Below are 17,634 nucleotides of genomic sequence, written 5' to 3'. Positions count from 1 at the left end.
TCGGGCGGTGCGGCCAATCGCCCGGCCGACGACATCCGCCCCGGAACTCCGTTCCGTCCGTCGCGGAGCTCATGCGAACAGTCCGATCGCGGCGGAACTCCGCCGGGCCCTGGCATATGTCAGTACAGATTGCTACACCGATCGGTAATCTACCGGTTTGAGGATAATAATAGGCCGCCGTGCGGAATAACACTTCCGCGATCCGGGGACAGGGAATGGAAAAGCTTATGCCTCTCACGCTGGTCGAGCGATTCTTGCATGGACTGAAAATATCCCCGGACCGTCCCGCCGTGCGCATCGGAGCAGAGGTCATCACCTATCGGCAGGTGCACGAGAAGGCCTTGCGATGGGCAGGATCGCTGGTGGCGGACGGCGCGCCCTGTGCGGTAGGAGTCCTGGCGGGCAAGAGCGTGACGGGCTATGTGGGCCTACTGGCAGTCCTGTACTCGGGCGGCACCGTTGTCCCGCTGCAGCCCAGCTTTCCCGCTGCCCTCAGCCGCCGGATGATCAAGGTGGCCGGGGTGGACACGGTGATCGCCGACGAGTCCGGTCTGGCGGCTCTGTCGGAGATCACCGATGAGGACACCCCCGTTCGAGTACTCGACACCGATGGTCTCGCCGACGGTTTTCCGACGATTCCGGTGACTTCGCATCCGGAATTTACGGCGCCGATCGAAGTGGTTTTCTCGGACCGGGCATACATTCTCTTCACGTCGGGTTCGACCGGTATCCCGAAGGCTGTCCCGGTTTCGCACGGCGGGTTCGCGCACTATTTCGATCAGCTCCTCAGGCGGTGCGACTTCGGACCGGATGACGTGCTCGCCCAGACCTACGACCTCAATTATGACCCCGGCATCCACGACGTGTTCGCCGCGTGGGGCTCGGGTGCAACGATCCAGGTAGTACCGTCGTCGGCATATCGGGATCTTCCCGAGTTCATCGCGGAAAACGCAATCACTATCTGGCACTCCACGCCGAGCGGTATCTGGATGGCCCGCGAGATGGGCGGGCTGGAGAAAGGCGCACTCGACGGCCTGAAGTGGTCGATCTTCGGCGGCGAAGCGTTGCGCGTTCAGGACGTCAAGGACTGGCTGGCGGCCGCACCGGGATCAAAGCTGGAGAACCGTTACGGACCGACCGAGCTTTCGATCGGCATCTCCTACCACCGCTGGTCGGGCGAGGAGTCGGTGGAGCGCAGTGTGAACGGTACGGTGCCGATCGGGAAGGTGCATGGCGGCCATGACTTCCGCCTGGTGACCGAGCAAGGGGAACAGTCGTCGGTAGAGGGTGAGTTGTGGGTCACCGGCCCGCAGATGACGGAAGGTTATCTCGATCCGGCCGACGACGAAGGGCGGTTCGTCGAACTGGAGGGTCGGCGCTGGTACCGCACGGGCGACCGGGTCCGCGCGAATCCGGACGGCGAACTCGCCTATATCGGGCGCATGGACTCGCAGGTGAAGGTGCATGGGTGGCGCGTCGAACTGGCGGAAGTAGACCACGTGGTACGCGCCTGCGACGGAGTACGCGACGCGGTCACTGTCGTGAGGGCTGCGATGCACGGCACGGAGCTGGTCGTGTTCTACACCGGCAGCGAGGTGTCGGAGACGGCGCTGGCAGATGCTGTGCGCGCCGTGCTGCCCGGTAGCGCGGTCCCGCGCCGGTACATTCACCTGGACAAATTTCCTCTGAATCCCAACCGAAAGGTCGACCGACTGGCACTGCGGAAGCGGGCCGAGGAACTTCTTGCTTGAGTGGGGTGCCGGTCCAGGGAAACAGAGAAATCGGCGCCCGGCTCTCCGCCGGCCAGGAGGAATCGATCGATGAACGAGTACAGGCATACGGTCGAGGAAGCGGAAAGGTTCCGCAAGCACGGTATCGACCTGACTGTCTACCGGCAGAACGATCCGTCGGCGACAGTTGTCCACGTGCATGTCGAGCGGGGACACTTTCAGGAATTCTACAATGTAAGAAGTTCCTACATCTACTACATCGTCGACGGGCAGGGGACATTCTACCTGGATGGCGAAGCGGTCGAGGTCGGCGCCACCGACCTGATCTCGGTCCCACCGGGCATCCGCATTTACTATCTCGGAAGGATGGAGATGGTTCTGACCGTTGCGCCGGCATTTGACGAACGCGACGAACGGCATGTCAGGTTCATCGGCGAAGGCGAGAACACCGGGCCGTGATCGGCTGAGACCGCCCCTCGCATCGCGCTGATCTGCTCCGGTCGCGAGCTGTGACGCCGTCCGGCGCACCAGGGTCCTGCGCGCCGGACCCCGGTGTCCACCGGGGGTGACGCGGCCGGTACCTCGGATCTGAAGCCCCAACAGGTAACAGGACCGAGGTCTGACGCGCCAAGGCTATGGTGTCCGGCATGGATCAAGTTGCTGACGCGATAATGCGGACGAGTCGACCGGGCCCTGCGGTTATCGAAATTCGCAATGGCGATATATCAGTGACCCTGCCCGAAGGTCATCCCGGGTACGGCGATGAGCGGTACATCGAGCGCCGCGAGTGGATTGCCGCCGCGGCGATATACGCCCGGTCCGGAGACCCGGCTCCCCACGTCGTGTACTCGGACAACGACCGTCAGGTCTGGCAGCTGGCCACCGAGGAACTGCGCGACCTGCATCGGCGCCACGCAAGCGCGCTGTATCTCGAATCGGTAAGCGCACTCAACCTTCCGTCGCACCGGCCGCCGCAACTTCGTGAAGTTTCGGACGCGATCGAGAAAGAGACCGGCTTCAAGATGATTCCGGCCGCAGGGAGCGTCGCGGTCAGGACCTTCTACGGAAGCCTCGCGGACCGGAACTTCCACGCCACCCAGTACATTCGCCATGTTTCGCGACCCGAGTTCTCTCCGGAACCCGACATGATTCACGAAGTCATCGGACATGGCCCGCATCTGGTGAACGAGCGCTGGGCGCATCTGTATCAGCTTGCCGGAGATGCCGTACGGCGCCTGCGCAGGCCCGAGGCCGTAGAGCTCGTCTCGCGGATCTTCTGGTTCTCCATCGAGTGCGGGCTCGTGGCTGAAGGCGGGGAGCCGAAGGTGTGGGGGGCGAGCCTGATGTCTTCCACCAAGGAGCTCACACATTTCCAAAGTGCTGACATCAGGCCTCTGGACCTCGCTGACATGGCCAAGCAGGACTACAACTCACACGCTCGTCAGCCTGTGCTTTTCATGGCCAACTCGCATGCGCATCTAGAGGATTTCCTCGGCGAGTTCTTCACCACGATCGACGACGATTCTCCTTACGCGGTATGAGCCAGACGACGGGATCTCTTCAATGAAGGCTGTCATTCGGAACTCGGAGAGCGCCGAGATCGGCGACATCCCTGCGCCGCCGCGTCCACCCGGCTGGGTCAGGCTCCGGGTGCTGATGGCGGCGATCTGCCGCACGGACGTACAGGCGGCGACCGGGCTCCTTCCGCTCGGCGGCAGGAGAGTCCTCGGCCACGAGATGGTCGGGGAGGTGGTCGAAGCCGACTCGACGAGCAGTTACCGGCACGGGGATCGTGTGGCGGTGGCGCTGCCGCTGATTTCGTGTGGGCAATGCAAGGCGTGCGCGGACGGCGACCGCTGTGCTCACAGGCTCATGCTCGGTGTAGACACCGACGGTGCGTTCGCCGAGCAGGTCGTCGTGCCCGAGGCGAGCCTGTGCGCCGTGCCGACCGACCTGGCGCTGACGCGGGCCGCGTGCGTGGAACCGATCGCAGCGATGTCCGCGGTTCTGAACGCACCGATCAGGCCCGACGAGCGGGGGCTCGTGCTGGGCTCGGGCCGCATCGCCGACCTCACGACCCGTGTCCTGCGCGCCCGCGGCTTCGACGGCGTCGAGACCGCCCCCGCCCTGGACAGCCCGGAAGGCGAGGATTTGGGAGGGAGGGCGGAGAACGGAGCCACCTGGGAGTCTTACGACTTCGTGGTCGAGGCGGCCGGGACCGACAGGGCGCTCGACTTGGCAATCCGGTCGGTCCGGCCCGGCGGAGTGGTTGTGCTCAAGAGCCGCCCGGCAGTGCCGATCGCTACGGACGTGACCCGGGCCGTGCGCAACGACGTGACGCTGGCCGCCGTTTCCTACGGACCGCTCGACGACGCGGTGCGGCTGGCCGGTGAACTGGAGATCGACGACCTTCTGGGCCCGGTGTACCCGCTGGCCAGGTTCGGCGAGGCACTGGCCCTCAGCCTGGACCGGCCGCTGGGGCCCAAGATCTTCCTTGTCACCGAGTAGGACCTGGTCCAGCCGGACGACGCAGCTGCGGATCATGCTGCCCTGCTCCTCGCGGCTGGTGTGGTCGGTGCCGTCGAGATGCACGTCGGAGGTGATCCGTTTCCGTGTCCATGCCCCTGCCCAGGTCGCCGAACTGCCGTCCGCTGCGCAGGAAAGACCTGCACGCCTGCGTTCATGATCCCGTTCTGGACACCATGACGTTCCTGAACGAGATCACCCACCGCTATCCCGATGCCATCTCGTTCGCGCCGGGCCGGCCCTACGACGGCTTCTTCGACATCGAGCAGATCTTCGTCCATCTCCGCGCCTATATCGACCACTTGGCCGCCCAGGGCCGTACCCCCGCCGAGGTGCGCACCGCTCTCTACCAATACGGCCCCACCGCCGGTCAGATCCGCGACATCATCGCCGACTCGCTGCGCGCCGACGAGGGCATCGACGTGCCGGCCGAGTCGATCGTCGTCACGGTCGGCGCCCAGGAGGCCATGCTGCTGGTGCTGCGCGCCCTCGTCGCCGGCCCCGAAGACGTCGTCCTGGTGACCAGCCCCTGCTACTCGGGCATCACCGGCGCCGCTCGGCTGCTGGGCGCCCGCGTGGTCCCCGTCGACGAGGACGAGGACGGTCTCTCCCTGGCCGTCCTCGAGACCGTGATCGCTCGCGAGCGGGCGGCGGGACGGCGGCCCCGCGCCCTCTATGTCATCCCGGACCACTCCAACCCCTCGGGGAACACGCTGGACAGGGACACCCGCGACCGCCTGCTGGCCGCCGCGGAGCGTCACGGCATCCTGATCATCGAGGACAGCCCCTACCGCCGGGTGAGCCCCGGCCCCCCGCTGCCCACACTCAAGTCCCTGGACCGCTCCGGTACCGTCGTCCACCTCGGTTCCTACTCCAAGACGATCTTCCCCGGAGCCCGGGTGGGCTTCGCCGTCGCCGACCAGGAGGTCGTGGACGAGGACGAGCACACCGGCCTGCTCGCCGACGAACTCACCCGGATCAAGAGCATGGTGACGGTCAACACCTCCTCGCTGAGCCAGGCCGTCGTGGCCGGTGCCCTGCTCGCGGCGGACGGCCGGATCTCCGCACTCAACGCCCAACCGGCCGCCTACTACCACGATGCCCTGGGCACCGTACTGCGCTGCCTCGAAGCCTGCCTCCCGGTCGCCCGCCGCGAGGCACTGGGGATCCGCTGGAACCGGCCCACCGGCGGCTTCTTCGTCACCGTCAAGGTGCCCTTCCGGGCCGACAACACGGCGCTGGCCCGCTCCGCCGAGAAATTCGGAGTGCTCTGGACACCCATGAGCTATTTCTATCCGGATGGCGGCGGCGATCGCGCTCTCCGGCTCTCCACCAGCTATCTGACCTCGGCTGACATCGAAGAGGGCACGGCGCGGCTCGCGGAGTTCATCGAGGCCGAGAGCGCAGTGGACGAGAACATCCCGGCGGACACAGCAAGAATCCAGAACGACTGATTCGCCTCATTCCTGAAAGGCTGGTACTCGTGCACGACTTCGACAGGATCTGGCGAATACGCCAACGGCCGCGCAGTAAGCGCCGGATGTGGGGGTGGACCTTCCGATGACCATCACCCTCGAAGCCGGCAACGGCGTTCTTGTCGCTGAGCATCGTCCGCGCATCATCAGTGTCGGCACCGCGGTGCCTCCGGTCTCCTACTCCCAGCAGGAGGTCCTGGACGCCTTCGCGATCAGCGACCCGAAGATCACCTCCGTCTTCCGCAACAGCGCCATCGACCGGCGCCACCTCGTCCTGCCCGAGCCCGGTCCCGACGGCATCCGCAGTGCCGAGGAACAGGGCGACCTCCTCGACAAACACAGGAGATCGGCCGTCGAGACGGGCGCCGAGGCGCTTCGCACCTGCCTCAAGCGGGCCGGCGCCGACCTGTCCGACCTGCGCCACCTCTGCTGTGTCACCTCCACCGGCTTTCTCACCCCCGGCATCAGCGCGCTGCTCATCCGCGAGCTCGGCATCGACCGGCACTGCTCGCGCAGCGACATCGTCGGCATGGGCTGCAACGCCGGGCTCAACGCCCTCAACCTGGTGTCGGGCTGGTCTGCCGCCCACCCCGGGGAGCTGGCCGTGATGCTGTGCACGGAAGCGTGCTCCGCCGCCTACGCCATGGACTCCTCCATGCAGACCGCGGTTGTCAACAGCCTCTTCGGCGACGGTGCGGCCGCGATCGCGCTCGTCTCCGGCCCCGACGACATGGGTGCCGTCGGCGGCGAGGGACCCACCCTCCTCAAGTTCGCCAGCTGCATCATCCCCGAGGCCGTCGGCGCGATGCGCTACGACTGGGACCGCGACCTGGGGCGCTTCAGCTTCTACCTCGACCCCCAGGTGCCCTATGTGGTCGGCGCGCACGCGGAGATCGTCGTCGACCGGCTGCTCTCCGGTACTGGGCTGCGCCGCAGCGAGATCCGGCACTGGCTGGTGCACTCCGGCGGCAAGAAGGTCATCGACTCGGTCGTCGTCAACCTCGGCCTCACCCGCCACGACCTGCGGCACACCGTCGGTGTGCTGCGGGACTACGGCAACGTGTCGAGCGGGTCGTTCCTCTTCTCCTACGAGCGGCTGCTCGACGAGAAGACCGCCGAGCCCGGCGACTACGGGGTGCTCATGACGATGGGTCCGGGGTCCACCCTCGAGACGGTACTGGTGCAGTGGTGAGGGGAGACGTGTCCGTGGACGAAGCACTGACTCTGGCAGTGGACGGCCGCCGGCCGCCGACACCGGGGGCCGTGAAGGAGCTCGCGGCGCTCTGCGACCGGGTGGAGGACGGCGGCCCCGGCGTTGCCGTGCTGCGGGTGAGCGGTGCGCCCGCCCCCGGCTGGACGAACGACCTCGACACGGCCCTTGTCACCAAGTGGGAGCGCACCCTGCGCCGATTCGAGCGCCTCCCCGCCGCGACCGTCGCCGTCGCCGTCGGCGACACCGGCGGCACCGCCCTCGACGCCTTCCTCGCCGCCGACCTGCGCCTGGCAGCACCCGGCACCCGGCTGGTGCTGCCCTTTGACGGTGAGGCCACCTGGCCCGGCATGGCCGCCTTCCGGCTGGTCCGCCTGCTCGGCGCGGGCGCCGCGCGCCGGGCCGTCCTCTTCGGCGACCCCATCGGCGCCGAGCAGGCCCTTGCCCTCGGCCTCGCCGACGAACTGGCGGACGACCCGGATGCCGCCCTGGCCGACCTGGTCCTCCGCTACGGTGACGGCGGCGGCAGCGAACTCGCCGTCCGCCGCCAGCTCCTCCTGGACGCGTCCACCACGCCGTTCGAGGACGCGCTCGGCTCCCATCTGGCCGCCTGCGACCGCGCCCTGCGCCGTGCCGTCGCCCGGGAGTCGGCGTGACCAACGCCCTGAGCGCCGGGGCGCCAGATCTGCCGGGCCTGCGGGCCGTCACGGAGGCCGCCGACGCGGCGGACCGCGTGCTCGCCGGGCTTCCGCGCCCGGCGAGCCGCGGCCCCGCCGCGCGGGAGGCGGCCGAGGCGGCGAAGGACGCCGCCCGGGCCGAGCGTTTCCGCTTCCTGGAGTCCCATGCCGAGGCCGTGTACGGCCATCTGACCGGGGGCGGCACCCGTGCCCTCCGCCTCGACGAGCTGGTCGAGGCGGCGGCCGCCGCCTACCCCGGCCTCGTCCCCGGCCCCGGGCGGATCGCCGAGGAGCGCACCCGGCCACAGGCCGACAAAGAGGGCCACGAGATCGACCAGGGCATCCTGCTGCGCGCGGTGCTCCGCTCGCCGGTCGCGGGCCCGCACTTGCTCGACGCGATGCTCCGTCCCACCGCCCGCGCGATGCGGCTGCTCCCCGAATTCCAGCGCACGGGCGTACTGGAGACGGAGTCCGTCCACGTGGAGCGCCGCGACGGCGTCGCCCGCCTGACGCTCTGTCGGGGCGACCGGCTCAACGCCGAGGACGAACAGCAGGTCGACGACATGGAGACCGCCGTCGATCTCGCCCTGCTCGACCCCGACATCCGGGTCGGCCTGATACGCGGCGGTGAGATGACCCACCCCCGCTACCGGGGCAGGCGCGTCTTCAGCGCCGGCATCAACCTCAAGAGCCTCAGCTCCGGCGACATCCCACTGGTCGGCTTCCTGCTCCGCCGCGAACTCGGCTATCTCCGCAAGATCGCCCACGGCCTCTCCCTCGGTGACACCGCGACCTGGCACACCCAGCACGCCGGCAAGCCCTGGCTGGCCGCGGTCGACGGGTTCGCCATCGGCGGCGGGATGCAGGTATTGCTCGTCATCGACCATGTCGTCGCCGCCTCGGACGCGTACTTCAGCCTGCCCGCCGCCAAGGAGGGCATCGTTCCGGGGGCCGGCAACTACCGCCTCGCACGCTTCACCGGCCCCCGGCTGGCCCGCCAGATCATCCTGGGCGGCCGGCGCATCAGGGCGGCGGAGCCGGAGGCCCGGCTGCTGGTCGATGAGGTCGTCGAGCCCGAGGAGATGGACGCCGCGATCGAACGCGGCCTGGACGGTCTCGACGGCGAGGCCGTCCTCGCCAACCGCCGGATGCTCAACTTCGCCGAAGAGCCGGAGGCCGGATTCCGCACCTACATGGCCGACTTCGCCCTCCAGCAGGCCCTGCGGATCTACGGCCAGGACGTCATCGGCAAGGTCGGCCGGTTCGCGGCGGGGAGTGCGTGAGCCGCCGACAGCGCCGGACCTACCGCGCAACCGGGACCCGGGTCACCTCAGTACGACGCGGCCCGGCCGGTTCCGGTGATCCGCCCGGCGGCGCCACGAACCGACCCGGGCCAAGGCCCGTCATAGCCCTTCGCGACCTCGACGAATAGCCCGGTAACCCAGAAAAGGTGGTCAGCACAGAAGAGTTGGTATCCACCACGAGATCGTGATGCCGCTCGCGGCGTCACCTGCCCGGAAATGCCCGCAAGTTGCCATTTGCGGTCTTCGGTGAGCGGCTCATTCCATCTTGTGGCTCCGGCGGGGCTGCAGGGGCGGCGAATGGAACCCGACCACCACTTCTCCAGAGGCAACCCTGTTCGCGACGCCCGAGCCCTGTCCTATGTCAGGAGACGGCCATCAACCGGTTGGCTAGCGTACGCCACATGCCCCGAGCCACATCAGCCGCCCCGCCGCCTGCCCCTCGGAAACCGTTCGCACGCCTGCTCCGCCGAGTGGCCCCGCCGTCTTCGGCGGTGGGGCGAGTCAGCGCTCAGGCTCTGCTCTACGGAATAGGCACCGGCAGCTTCTTCACCACAAACGCAGTCTTTTTCACCAAGGTTGTCGGCCTCTCCGCCGCCGCTGTCGGGTTGGGCCTGACCATTGCCGGGATCGTCACCTTCGTCGCCGCCGTGCCGCTGGGCCGTCTCGCCGACCGGGTCGGTCCCAAAACCGCGTGGGCCGTGGCGTCCCTCGCGGAGGCGGTCTGCTTCCTGGCCTATCCGGCGGTTCGCGGATTTTCCGCCTTTCTGGTGGTCGTCATGGCCCTCAGACTCATCAACGCCGCCGGAGGCGCGGGTTATGGCGCGTATCTGCTCAACCTCTACCCCGGAAAGGAACGGACCGCGGGGCTCGCCTACAACCGGAGTGCCTTGAACGCCGGGTTCACCATCGGCGCGGGGCTGGGGGGCCTGGCCCTTGCCACCGGCAGCGACACCGCCATCCGCATGCTCCCCTTCTTCGTCGGTGTGGTGCTGCTCATCAACTCAGTGGTGATCTTCAGGCTGCCCAAGGCGGCCGGCCCCGTCCAGGCTCCCGCACAGCCGGAAGGGCGCGAGCGGCGGAAGTGGGGCGGCGCGCTCGGCAACCGGCCGTTTCTCGCCGTCTCCGTTCTGAGCGGTGTGCTGTCCACGAATCAGGTGATCCTCTCCGTGGTCATCCCGCTCTGGCTGGTGGAGGACACCAACGCCCCTCGTGTGCTTCTGGCGGGGCTGCTCGCGACCAACGCCGTCATGGTGGTGACCCTGCAGACCATGGCTGCCCGCGGCACCGACACACTGTCGGGGGCGGTCCGGGCGCAATACCGGAGCGCCGCCTGCTTCGCGGCCTCCTGTGTGATCGTCGTGTTCACCGACGGCAGCGTCGAGTGGCTGACCATCACCCTGGTCTGGTTGGCCCACATCCTGCTGACCGGTGCCGAGCTCTTCCAGGCAGCGGCGGGCTGGGGATTCACCGCGCTCTTGTCCGACCCCCTCCGACGCGGCGAATACCAGGGCGTCACCCAGGTCGGCCAGACCGTCGGCACCGTATGGGCGCCGGCGGCCTACACCTACCTCGCCATGGAGTGGCAGACCGCGGGCTGGCTGACCATCGCCGCCATCGTGCTCCTCGCGGCCGTCGTCACCCCGCCCGCCGCCCGCGCCGCCGAGCGTTCCCTCGCCAAGGCGGTCGCCGGTACCGCATCCAGCAGCGTTCACCCTGTTGACGAGCTTGCCTGACCGAATGCAGTGCCCGGCGCCCTGCTCGCACGTCGCCGGGTCAGCGGCGCTGCCCGGCCCGACGGGATACCCGGCGGCGGTTGCGACAAAGTTCTTGGCAATGCAGGTCCGGCAGAGCTGTAACGGTTTCCGGAGTTTCTGATCTCGGCATCCGTTTTTTTACCGATGCCGTGAGTTGCTTCAATCCTGGTACCTATCAGGACCTCAAGATCTGAGGTTCGTGCAGACTAATTCCGTGTTCTTGCACCATCGTTCTTCATGCCCGGCGAAAGGCAACAGTGCCCCTCTGTACAGCTCTGCGGGCGTTGCCGACAGTGAAACACCTCTATCGCGGCCGGACGGGCTCGTAGGCGCAGCACAGTTGCCATATCGAAGAGAGGGCACGATGAGTACGCAGACCGGCAAGGCCGAAGTCGTGGTGTCGCCGAGCGAGTTCTTTCAGATCGAGGCAACGGAGCGAATCAGGTCCTCCGTCGAACTCGAGCTCTCGGACCACACGTACCTTCCGAAGTCGGATTTCCTGCGTGCCGACTGGGTCGCGAGCGTTGCCGTCCCTGCGTTCAAGACGCTTGCTGAGCGGGGCTTCCTTGCTCCGCGCTTTTGCACGATCGGCACGGGCGTCGGCTTGGACGCCCTGGCGGCCGTGGAGATTTTGCAGGCACGTACCGTCGGCTTCACCGATATCCACGACGACGTCGTCGAATGCGCCCGGAAAAACATTCAGAGCAACCTCCTGGCAGAAGACGTCGAACTCTTCGGAGGCGCCGGCGATCTCCTCTCCCCGCTGGTCGGCAAGTTGTCTCAGGTCGATGTGATCTACGAGAACCTGCCCAACATCCCGATGGCCCAGAGCGACGACCTCGCTCACGGCCAGACGAGTTCGACGTTCATCGCGGAGCGCAGCGAAGAGATTCCCGGATTCGCCGAGAAGAACCTCGTCACACTGCACTACCTGGCTCTGCAGCAGGCGTACCCGGTCCTGCGGGTCGGTGGCCGCGTGTTGTCGTCGATCGGTTCACGCATTCCGATATCTGAGATTCTGGCTCTTTCCGGAGCCGCCGGCTACGACGGCCGCGTGCTGACCTACACATGGAAGGTCCAGTCCGAGCCGGACGAGGTGGTGGGCGGATTCGCCCGGTGGGAACGAAAAGGTCTCGGTCCATTCCACTTCTACCCGGTGCGCGTTCTGCAGGAGGCGTTCGAAGGCTTGTCGCCGACGGCGGCTGGCGCACAGGCGCTGCAGATGGAGAACGATCTGTCGCCGCACGAGATCTCAGCGGTAGATGCCATGGCCCTGGTGGAGAAGGGCGAACAGGTCGGGCATACGGTGGCGATTCTCGATTCCGTCAAGGTTGCCGCCTCCGCGCTCTGACGGCCAGGCGTGATGCGTGCTCACTTCGTGAGACGCCGTCGGCGGGCAGGAACGGGTGAACGCCGAAGGGCGCGACCGTTCAAGGTCACGTTGATACCACTCGGCACGATCGTGAAGGCCGCGCCCGCAGGCCATCCTGCTCGACCCCGCCCGATTCGAGGCAACTCGCCGGCCGACTCGGCGTCGTGCAGGTGAACTGTGCACCCGAGACCGGCTCCCGTCACCGCTGGAAGCGGTCCGGGACCTGCCAACCTGCGCACGCCGCAGTGCGGGGTCCGCTCGGTGTGCGGCGTGATCCGCCGGGCGCACGCCCAGGGCGCCGGTGTCCTCGCGGCGCAGCCGGCCGCTTCGTGCAGACGCACGCGATCGACCCGCTCGGCGGCGTCGCCCGGCCGACGAGGAGCACATCTCATTCTCCCCGGATTCTCCCCAGCGGCCTCGGTGGGCCTTCCGGCGGCTGCCTCGGCTCCCGCGAGGCCCTGGCGTGGGGCCTCGCCGGCCGGTTGCTCAGAGCCAGTCCTTGCGCTTGAAGATGAAGTACAAAGTGGTGCACACGATCGCCATCAGGACGATTGCGAAGGGTTTCCCCACACCCAGTGCAACTCCGGCATCTCCTCTCGACGGCGGCCGAACGCTGACCCTCTGACGGCGGATCAAAAGTGACCCACTTGGTGATCTTCGTCTGACTCTGGCCTTGGTGATCAAGGTCAGGAGGGAGGTGATCCTCGTGGAGGACTGGGCAGAGATCCGCCGGCTGCACCGGGCCGAGCAGATGCCGATCCGGGCGATCGCCCGGCATCTGGGCATCTCGAAGAACACCGTCAAGCGGGCCCTGGCCAACGACCGGCCGCCGCAGTACCAGCGGCCGGCCAAGGGCTCGGCGGTCGACGCGGTCGAGGTGCAGATCCGGGAACTGCTGCGGGAGACACCCACGATGCCGGCGACGGTGATCGCCGAGCGGATCGGCTGGGACAGGGGCATGACCATCCTCAAGGACCGGATCCGGGAACTGCGGCCGGCCTATGTTCCCGTCGATCCGGTCTCGCGCACGGCCTATCGGCCCGGCGAGCTGGCCCAGTGCGACTTGTGGTTCCCCGACGTGGACGTCCCCCTCGGCTATGGGCAGAGCGGACGCCCGCCGGTCCTGGTGATGGTGTCCGGCTACTCACGCGTGATCGCCGCCCGGATGCTGCCGTCCCGCAGGACCGGCGACTTGATCGACGGGCACTGGCGGCTGCTGACCGAATGGGGCGCCGTCCCCAGGACGCTGGTCTGGGACAACGAGGCCGGCGTCGGCCGTGGCCACCCGACATCGGAGTTCGCCGCGTTCGCGGGCCTGCTCGCCACCAGGATCTACTTGTGCCGTCCGAGGGATCCGGAGGCGAAGGGACTGGTGGAACGGGCGAACGGCTATCTGGAGACGTCGTTTTTGCCTGGACGGCACTTCAGCGGACCGGACGACTTCAACACCCAGCTGCAGGCATGGCTGAAGGTCGCCAACCGGCGTGTCCACCGCACTCTCGGGGCCCGTCCGGCCGACCGGTGGGAAGCGGACCGGGCCCAGATGCTCACCCTGCCCGCGGTCGACCCGCCGACCTGGTGGCGGTTTTCGACCCGGCTGGGCCGGGACCACTATGTCCGCGTCGACACCTGCGACTACTCCGTCGATCCCGCCGCGATCGGCCACCAGGTCACCGTGCTGACCGACAACGAGCAGGTCGTCGTGCTCACCTCTGGCGGCGAGATCGTCGCCCAGCATGCCCGCTGCTGGGCCCGCCACCAGACCCTGACCGATCCCGAACACGCCGAGGCCGGGCAGGCGATGCGTCAGGAAGTACGCCGCCGGCCCACCGGTCAGATCCACGCCGTCGGCTCCGCCTCCGGCCCGCTCATCGAGGTCGAACAGCGCGAGCTGGGCTCCTATGACCGGTTGTTCACCGTCATCGACGGCGACGCCGGCAAGGAGGCCGGCTGATGCCCCGCACCACAGCCGTTGACGGCGAACCACCCGCACCGACTGCGACCACGAGCCGCAGGACCGGCCAGCAGACCGCATCCGACCTGGCCTTCCTTGCCCGGGCGATGAAGGCCCCGGCCCAGTACTTTCTGGGGGCGGCCATGGTCGATGTTCCTCTCATGAGTCCCATCTGACCCTCTGTCAACACATTCCGCATCTCGGGGGAACCTCAGATCGTCGTCATGGCTGGAGCGTGGTTGTACCGCAGTACGGTCAGCGCTGGTCTGGCTGTCGTGACGACACTGCTACCGGTGATCTTCCCAGGCAAATAGGTGCCTGCGAAGTGAGGCGGGCGGCCGCTGCCGTCTCAGCGCCGAAATCCACATGCCAGCTCCGGTTAGCCACGGTGGATCCGGAGGCCATTCATGAGGGGCCGACCCTGAGTTCAAGGTTAGTCGGGAAGTGTGATCTCGATGGCCAGGGCGCCGAGTGTAGGGGGCATTGTCGAGTGCATTGAATAGGACCTCGATGGGGATGCGAAGCGGTCGCCCAGGCGGGCGGCACTCGCGAAGGCCAGGGACAGCACGAGCGAGGTGCCGAGGGGCGGGGCGGGGTGCCTTGTGGAGAGCTGGGCAATCTCCTGGCAGCAGACCCATTGCTGCGGCTCAACGAACCGTACCGACGTGATCGCGGCGTCCCAGCACCATGTTGCGCCATCGCTCCCGGGTCTGTCGTTCTCCGTCGATCCACCGTGCTCGTAAGGTGTTCGGGGAGAGTGGGAGGTCGCCCATGAAGTGCGCGATTTCGACGTAGTAGGCGTAGTAGCCGTTTTGTGTGAGCTCACTCAGGCGGGCGATACCAGCCGCGAGGTGGTCCTGGGCATCAAGGACCGCGTGGTGGAAGCACAGGGCCAGTTGCAGTTTGGCCGCGGCGTAGGAGATGCCGGAGACGCCGATTTCTGCCAACTGGACGGCCGCTCGGTCAGGCAGGTCTTCGACGAATCCGGCGTCGCGCACGAGTGCGGCGATGCGAGCGGTCATCTCGTTGGAGCGCAGGCTCAGGGGCGACAACAGCCGGTCCGCGAGGTCGAGTTCGTCATCGGCCCGAAGCGGGTCGACGAAGGATACGGCAAAGGCGAGATGTGCCTGGGCCACGGCGGTCTCGCCGACCACACCGTGTTCTTCGGCATCGCTCCGGCCCGCCAGATACGCGGCTGCCGCCCGCTCCATGTCTCCCTGAACCCACCACACGTCCCCCAGCACCCGATGGCGGCGCCCGGCCCAGCCCAGGCTCCCGGCAGCCTCCAACGCCGCAGGGAAATCTCCGGACACGCGGCTCAGGTGCGCCAGGCCCCGTCGAGCGGCGGACGCGAGCCGGCCGCCGGCGGACGCGACACGCTGCATGCCGTGGCGAGAGTCATCGGTTAACCCGAGGTCCCGTTGGGCCTTTGCTTGGTAATACGCGGCCAGTTCGACCAGGCCATCGGGGAGCAATCCCGATGCAAGGATGGCGGAGAGCCGACTGACGGTGCGTTCACGGTGTTCGTACTGGCGCCGGGCGATGGCACTGAGCGTTTCGACCAGGGCATCCGCCGCAGTCCGTACGCCCCCGGACGATGCGGTATCGGCGGCGGGGAGCACCAGCGGTTCCCAGATCGAGTCGCTGACGTACTGGAATGCGGCATCGGCGAGCCAGCCGAGATCGAGGTGGAAGTCCCGTGCGAGGAGCAGCCCTTGTTGGAGGCAGCTGACCAGGATGGCGCGGTTGCGCCGTAGGTCCTGGCGCCACTGGGATTCCAGTGCGTGGAAGGCGCGTTGGGCCGCGCGCTGCCAGTCCTGCTCCGACCAGCGGTCGTCACTGGCGTCGTCCGGGTTGCGGATGGCGGCGCGGATCAGGTCGTGGACGTGGAAGGGCCACACGCCGGAGGAGGACTGCCGAATGAAGGGGCGCTCGGTCAGCCGTAGGGCTGGCGCGTCGTGCTGCATGCCTGCGGCCTGGGTGGCCAGGGGTACGGAGAAGGCGCTGAGCAGGCTGACTGAGCGGAGTACGTGGCGTTCCTCTGCGGTCAGGTCTCTGAGAGTACGGGCGATCAGGGCGGGGAAGTCGTGGTCGAAGTCCGTGGCCTGTGGCTGTCTGCCGCTGCGCCGCAGTTCCAGGTAGCGCATGACCGACAGGTCCAGGTACAGGGGCAGCCCGTGGGAGCGCTCGGCGATGATCCGGCGGACCGGTTCGTCGATCAGCGGGTGCCCGTTGCGGCTGAGCCTGCGGGACAGGTAGTCCTCGCAGTCTTCCGGGGAGAAGTCGCCGATCAGGATGTGGCGGCCGGATACGCCTGACCCGGTATGGGGCGTGTCGGAGACGAGGCCGGGCCACGCATTCGGACCGGTCCAGTCGAGTTGCCCTTCCAGGCTGCTCTCTGCCCACTGGAGGCGATTGCGTCCGGTGACGACGAAGAACGCGTTGGGCATCAGCCACACGATGCGCTGGAGCAGGCGCTCGAAATCGCGGTGGGTGCGGTCGCCGGTGTCCTCGAAGGTGTCCAGCAGGATCACGGGCAGCGCGCTCTTGGCGCCCGGGAGTTGGGCCAGGTCCCGGGCGAGCAGATGTGGGTAGAAGCTGAGGGCTTCCAGGTCGGGCTCGGCCTCCAGGAGGTCAGCCAGGCGGGAGCAGTCGGCGAGGGCGCGTACGGACTGGCGCCGCTCGCGTAATGCCTTGACGAGCGCCCCGGCCCCCTGGCCGAGCGCACTTCCGACGGTGCCGGGCAGGAGCAGGGCCTGGGCGACGTCGCTGAGGGCGGACTGCATCTGCTGGGGCAGCGCGGCAGCGGCGCTGAAGCGGCTCAGCAGCCCGCCCCGGCGCAGGTATTCCTCGATCGGTTCGCCCGGGTGGTTGTGCTCCCAGTAACGGCGCAGGGCGAGGTCGAAGGCGAGCATTGGCTGGCCGAGCGCGGCGACGGCAAGACGGATGGTGAGGACGACGCGCTCGAAGTCCATGCCCGCGGCGCGTGCGAGGTCGATGCGGACCGGCAGTATCCGCTCCTGGGCGTGAGATGGTGATTCCCATTGCACGGGACGGTGCTCGCTACTGGAGAGCGACGCCTCGATCTTGCGGGAGAGCGTGGACTTGCCAATTCCGCCCACGCCGTGGAAGACCAGGATGTTGCGGCGTGGAGCTTCCAGATCCTCCACGTCGAAGTCCGCGCGGGTCACGTGCCGTATGTGTTCGGCGAAGTGGGTCGTCACGGCCTGCCACTGTGCCTGGCGGTTCGTGAACGCCTCACTGGCGGAGATGCTCCGGTCGTTCGAGCTGAACAGCGTTCGAAGGTCTCGCCCCGTCACCGGCTCCCCCCTGATGATCAACTGGCTCCAATCTACGCTGTCTTGAGGTTGGCCTGGCAAGACCACATTCAGGCAGGTCTGCCGCGCGCATCCGACAGACCGCAACCGAGCATTGGTCCCTGTCGCTGTCACCTTGTATGGCCCAGGCGGGCGTTGTTTCGTGGGTCGAGTTCACCCGCAGTCCCTTTCTGAGGGAGCGGGATTCGGTCGATTCTCGTTCTACCCAGGGAGGTTGAGGGCATTGTCTTGTTTGCGATCTGGTGGTTTTCGAAGTTCACCGTGAGGATGCCCGCCTGATCGACGAGCGGGGGC

The 17,634-nt window shown here is 67.5% G+C and carries 13 protein-coding genes and 1 pseudogene; 12 read left to right on the top strand and 2 right to left on the bottom strand.

What is annotated here, in order from left to right:
- The first annotated feature begins 227 nt into the window (after nucleotides 1–227).
- The 10 genes from ACFZDK_RS37710 (at nucleotide 228) to ACFZDK_RS37665 (ending at nucleotide 12,027) form a co-directional block, all read left to right on the top strand.
- Nucleotides 228–1,751 (top strand): AMP-binding protein, encoded by a 1,524-nt coding sequence (locus tag ACFZDK_RS37710; RefSeq protein ID WP_390979227.1) that lies wholly within the window; start codon nucleotides 228–230, stop codon nucleotides 1,749–1,751.
- 69 nt (nucleotides 1,752–1,820) lie between these two features.
- Nucleotides 1,821–2,189, top strand: a complete 369-nt coding sequence (locus ACFZDK_RS37705; protein ID WP_390979226.1) for a cupin domain-containing protein — start codon at nucleotides 1,821–1,823, stop codon at nucleotides 2,187–2,189.
- A gap of 269 nt (nucleotides 2,190–2,458) precedes the next feature.
- Nucleotides 2,459–3,271 carry a phenylalanine 4-monooxygenase gene (locus ACFZDK_RS37700; RefSeq protein ID WP_390979224.1) on the top strand — a complete coding sequence of 271 codons (813 nt, stop codon included), beginning with the start codon at nucleotides 2,459–2,461 and terminating at the stop codon, nucleotides 3,269–3,271.
- 22 nt (nucleotides 3,272–3,293) lie between these two features.
- Nucleotides 3,294–4,238: an alcohol dehydrogenase catalytic domain-containing protein gene (locus tag ACFZDK_RS37695; RefSeq protein WP_390979222.1), complete on the top strand. Its 945-nt coding sequence runs from the start codon at nucleotides 3,294–3,296 to the stop codon at nucleotides 4,236–4,238.
- Nucleotides 4,239–4,432: 194 nt separating this feature from the next.
- Entirely contained in the window at nucleotides 4,433–5,710 is a 1,278-nt protein-coding gene (locus ACFZDK_RS37690) for an aminotransferase class I/II-fold pyridoxal phosphate-dependent enzyme (RefSeq protein ID WP_390979221.1), read from the top strand.
- A gap of 106 nt (nucleotides 5,711–5,816) precedes the next feature.
- Nucleotides 5,817–6,923 (top strand): 3,5-dihydroxyphenylacetyl-CoA synthase DpgA, encoded by a 1,107-nt coding sequence (gene dpgA, locus ACFZDK_RS37685; protein WP_390979219.1) that lies wholly within the window; start codon nucleotides 5,817–5,819, stop codon nucleotides 6,921–6,923.
- A 14-nt stretch (nucleotides 6,924–6,937) separates the two neighbouring features.
- Nucleotides 6,938–7,597, top strand: a complete 660-nt coding sequence (gene dpgB, locus ACFZDK_RS37680; protein WP_390979217.1) for an enoyl-CoA-hydratase DpgB — start codon at nucleotides 6,938–6,940, stop codon at nucleotides 7,595–7,597.
- Nucleotides 7,594–8,901, top strand: a complete 1,308-nt coding sequence (gene dpgC, locus ACFZDK_RS37675; RefSeq protein WP_390979215.1) for a (3,5-dihydroxyphenyl)acetyl-CoA 1,2-dioxygenase DpgC — start codon at nucleotides 7,594–7,596, stop codon at nucleotides 8,899–8,901. Before dpgB ends, dpgC begins: the two co-directional genes overlap by 4 nt.
- Before the next feature lie 512 nt (nucleotides 8,902–9,413).
- The gene (locus tag ACFZDK_RS37670) at nucleotides 9,414–10,655 is read left to right on the top strand and encodes an MFS transporter (RefSeq protein ID WP_390979214.1); all 1,242 of its coding nucleotides are present in this window, start codon (nucleotides 9,414–9,416) and stop codon (nucleotides 10,653–10,655) included.
- Nucleotides 10,656–11,040: 385 nt separating this feature from the next.
- The gene (locus ACFZDK_RS37665) at nucleotides 11,041–12,027 is read left to right on the top strand and encodes a class I SAM-dependent methyltransferase (RefSeq protein ID WP_390979212.1); all 987 of its coding nucleotides are present in this window, start codon (nucleotides 11,041–11,043) and stop codon (nucleotides 12,025–12,027) included.
- A 507-nt stretch (nucleotides 12,028–12,534) separates the two neighbouring features.
- On the opposite strand, the pseudogene ACFZDK_RS37660 reads toward ACFZDK_RS37665, so the two are convergent.
- Nucleotides 12,535–12,641: pseudogene (locus ACFZDK_RS37660) on the bottom strand (transporter); the annotation flags it as partial.
- Nucleotides 12,642–12,745: 104 nt separating this feature from the next.
- On the opposite strand from ACFZDK_RS37660, the gene istA reads away from it, so the two are divergent.
- Together istA and ACFZDK_RS37650 are read left to right on the top strand one after the other, a co-directional pair.
- The gene (gene istA, locus ACFZDK_RS37655; protein ID WP_390979516.1) at nucleotides 12,746–14,002 is read left to right on the top strand and encodes an IS21 family transposase; all 1,257 of its coding nucleotides are present in this window, start codon (nucleotides 12,746–12,748) and stop codon (nucleotides 14,000–14,002) included.
- Nucleotides 14,002–14,178: a hypothetical protein gene (locus ACFZDK_RS37650; RefSeq protein WP_390979210.1), complete on the top strand. Its 177-nt coding sequence runs from the start codon at nucleotides 14,002–14,004 to the stop codon at nucleotides 14,176–14,178. Before istA ends, ACFZDK_RS37650 begins: the two co-directional genes overlap by 1 nt.
- A 471-nt stretch (nucleotides 14,179–14,649) precedes the next feature.
- On the opposite strand, the gene ACFZDK_RS37645 is transcribed toward ACFZDK_RS37650, so the two are convergent.
- The gene (locus ACFZDK_RS37645; protein WP_390979208.1) at nucleotides 14,650–17,322 is read right to left on the bottom strand and encodes an ATP/GTP-binding protein; all 2,673 of its coding nucleotides are present in this window, start codon (nucleotides 17,320–17,322) and stop codon (nucleotides 14,650–14,652) included.
- Nucleotides 17,323–17,634: the final 312 nt, after the last annotated feature.

This window comes from Streptomyces sp. NPDC007901 (genome assembly GCF_042959465.1).
Classification (GTDB): Bacteria; Actinomycetota; Actinomycetes; order Streptomycetales; family Streptomycetaceae; genus Streptomyces.
Note: the sequence above shows the minus strand (reverse complement) of the source record. Positions and strands in the feature narration are given on the sequence as shown.

What these genes read in the sequence shown, in the direction of transcription:
- ACFZDK_RS37710 (WP_390979227.1), top strand. Translation starts at nt 228, where the DNA reads ATGCCTCTCACGCTGGTCGAGCGATTCTTGCATGGACTGAAAATATCC.
- ACFZDK_RS37705 (WP_390979226.1), top strand. Translation starts at nt 1,821, where the DNA reads ATGAACGAGTACAGGCATACGGTCGAGGAAGCGGAAAGGTTCCGCAAG.
- ACFZDK_RS37695 (WP_390979222.1), top strand. Translation starts at nt 3,294, where the DNA reads ATGAAGGCTGTCATTCGGAACTCGGAGAGCGCCGAGATCGGCGACATC.
- ACFZDK_RS37690 (WP_390979221.1), top strand. Translation starts at nt 4,433, where the DNA reads ATGACGTTCCTGAACGAGATCACCCACCGCTATCCCGATGCCATCTCG.
- dpgA (WP_390979219.1), top strand. Translation starts at nt 5,817, where the DNA reads ATGACCATCACCCTCGAAGCCGGCAACGGCGTTCTTGTCGCTGAGCAT.
- ACFZDK_RS37665 (WP_390979212.1), top strand. Translation starts at nt 11,041, where the DNA reads ATGAGTACGCAGACCGGCAAGGCCGAAGTCGTGGTGTCGCCGAGCGAG.
- ACFZDK_RS37650 (WP_390979210.1), top strand. Translation starts at nt 14,002, where the DNA reads ATGCCCCGCACCACAGCCGTTGACGGCGAACCACCCGCACCGACTGCG.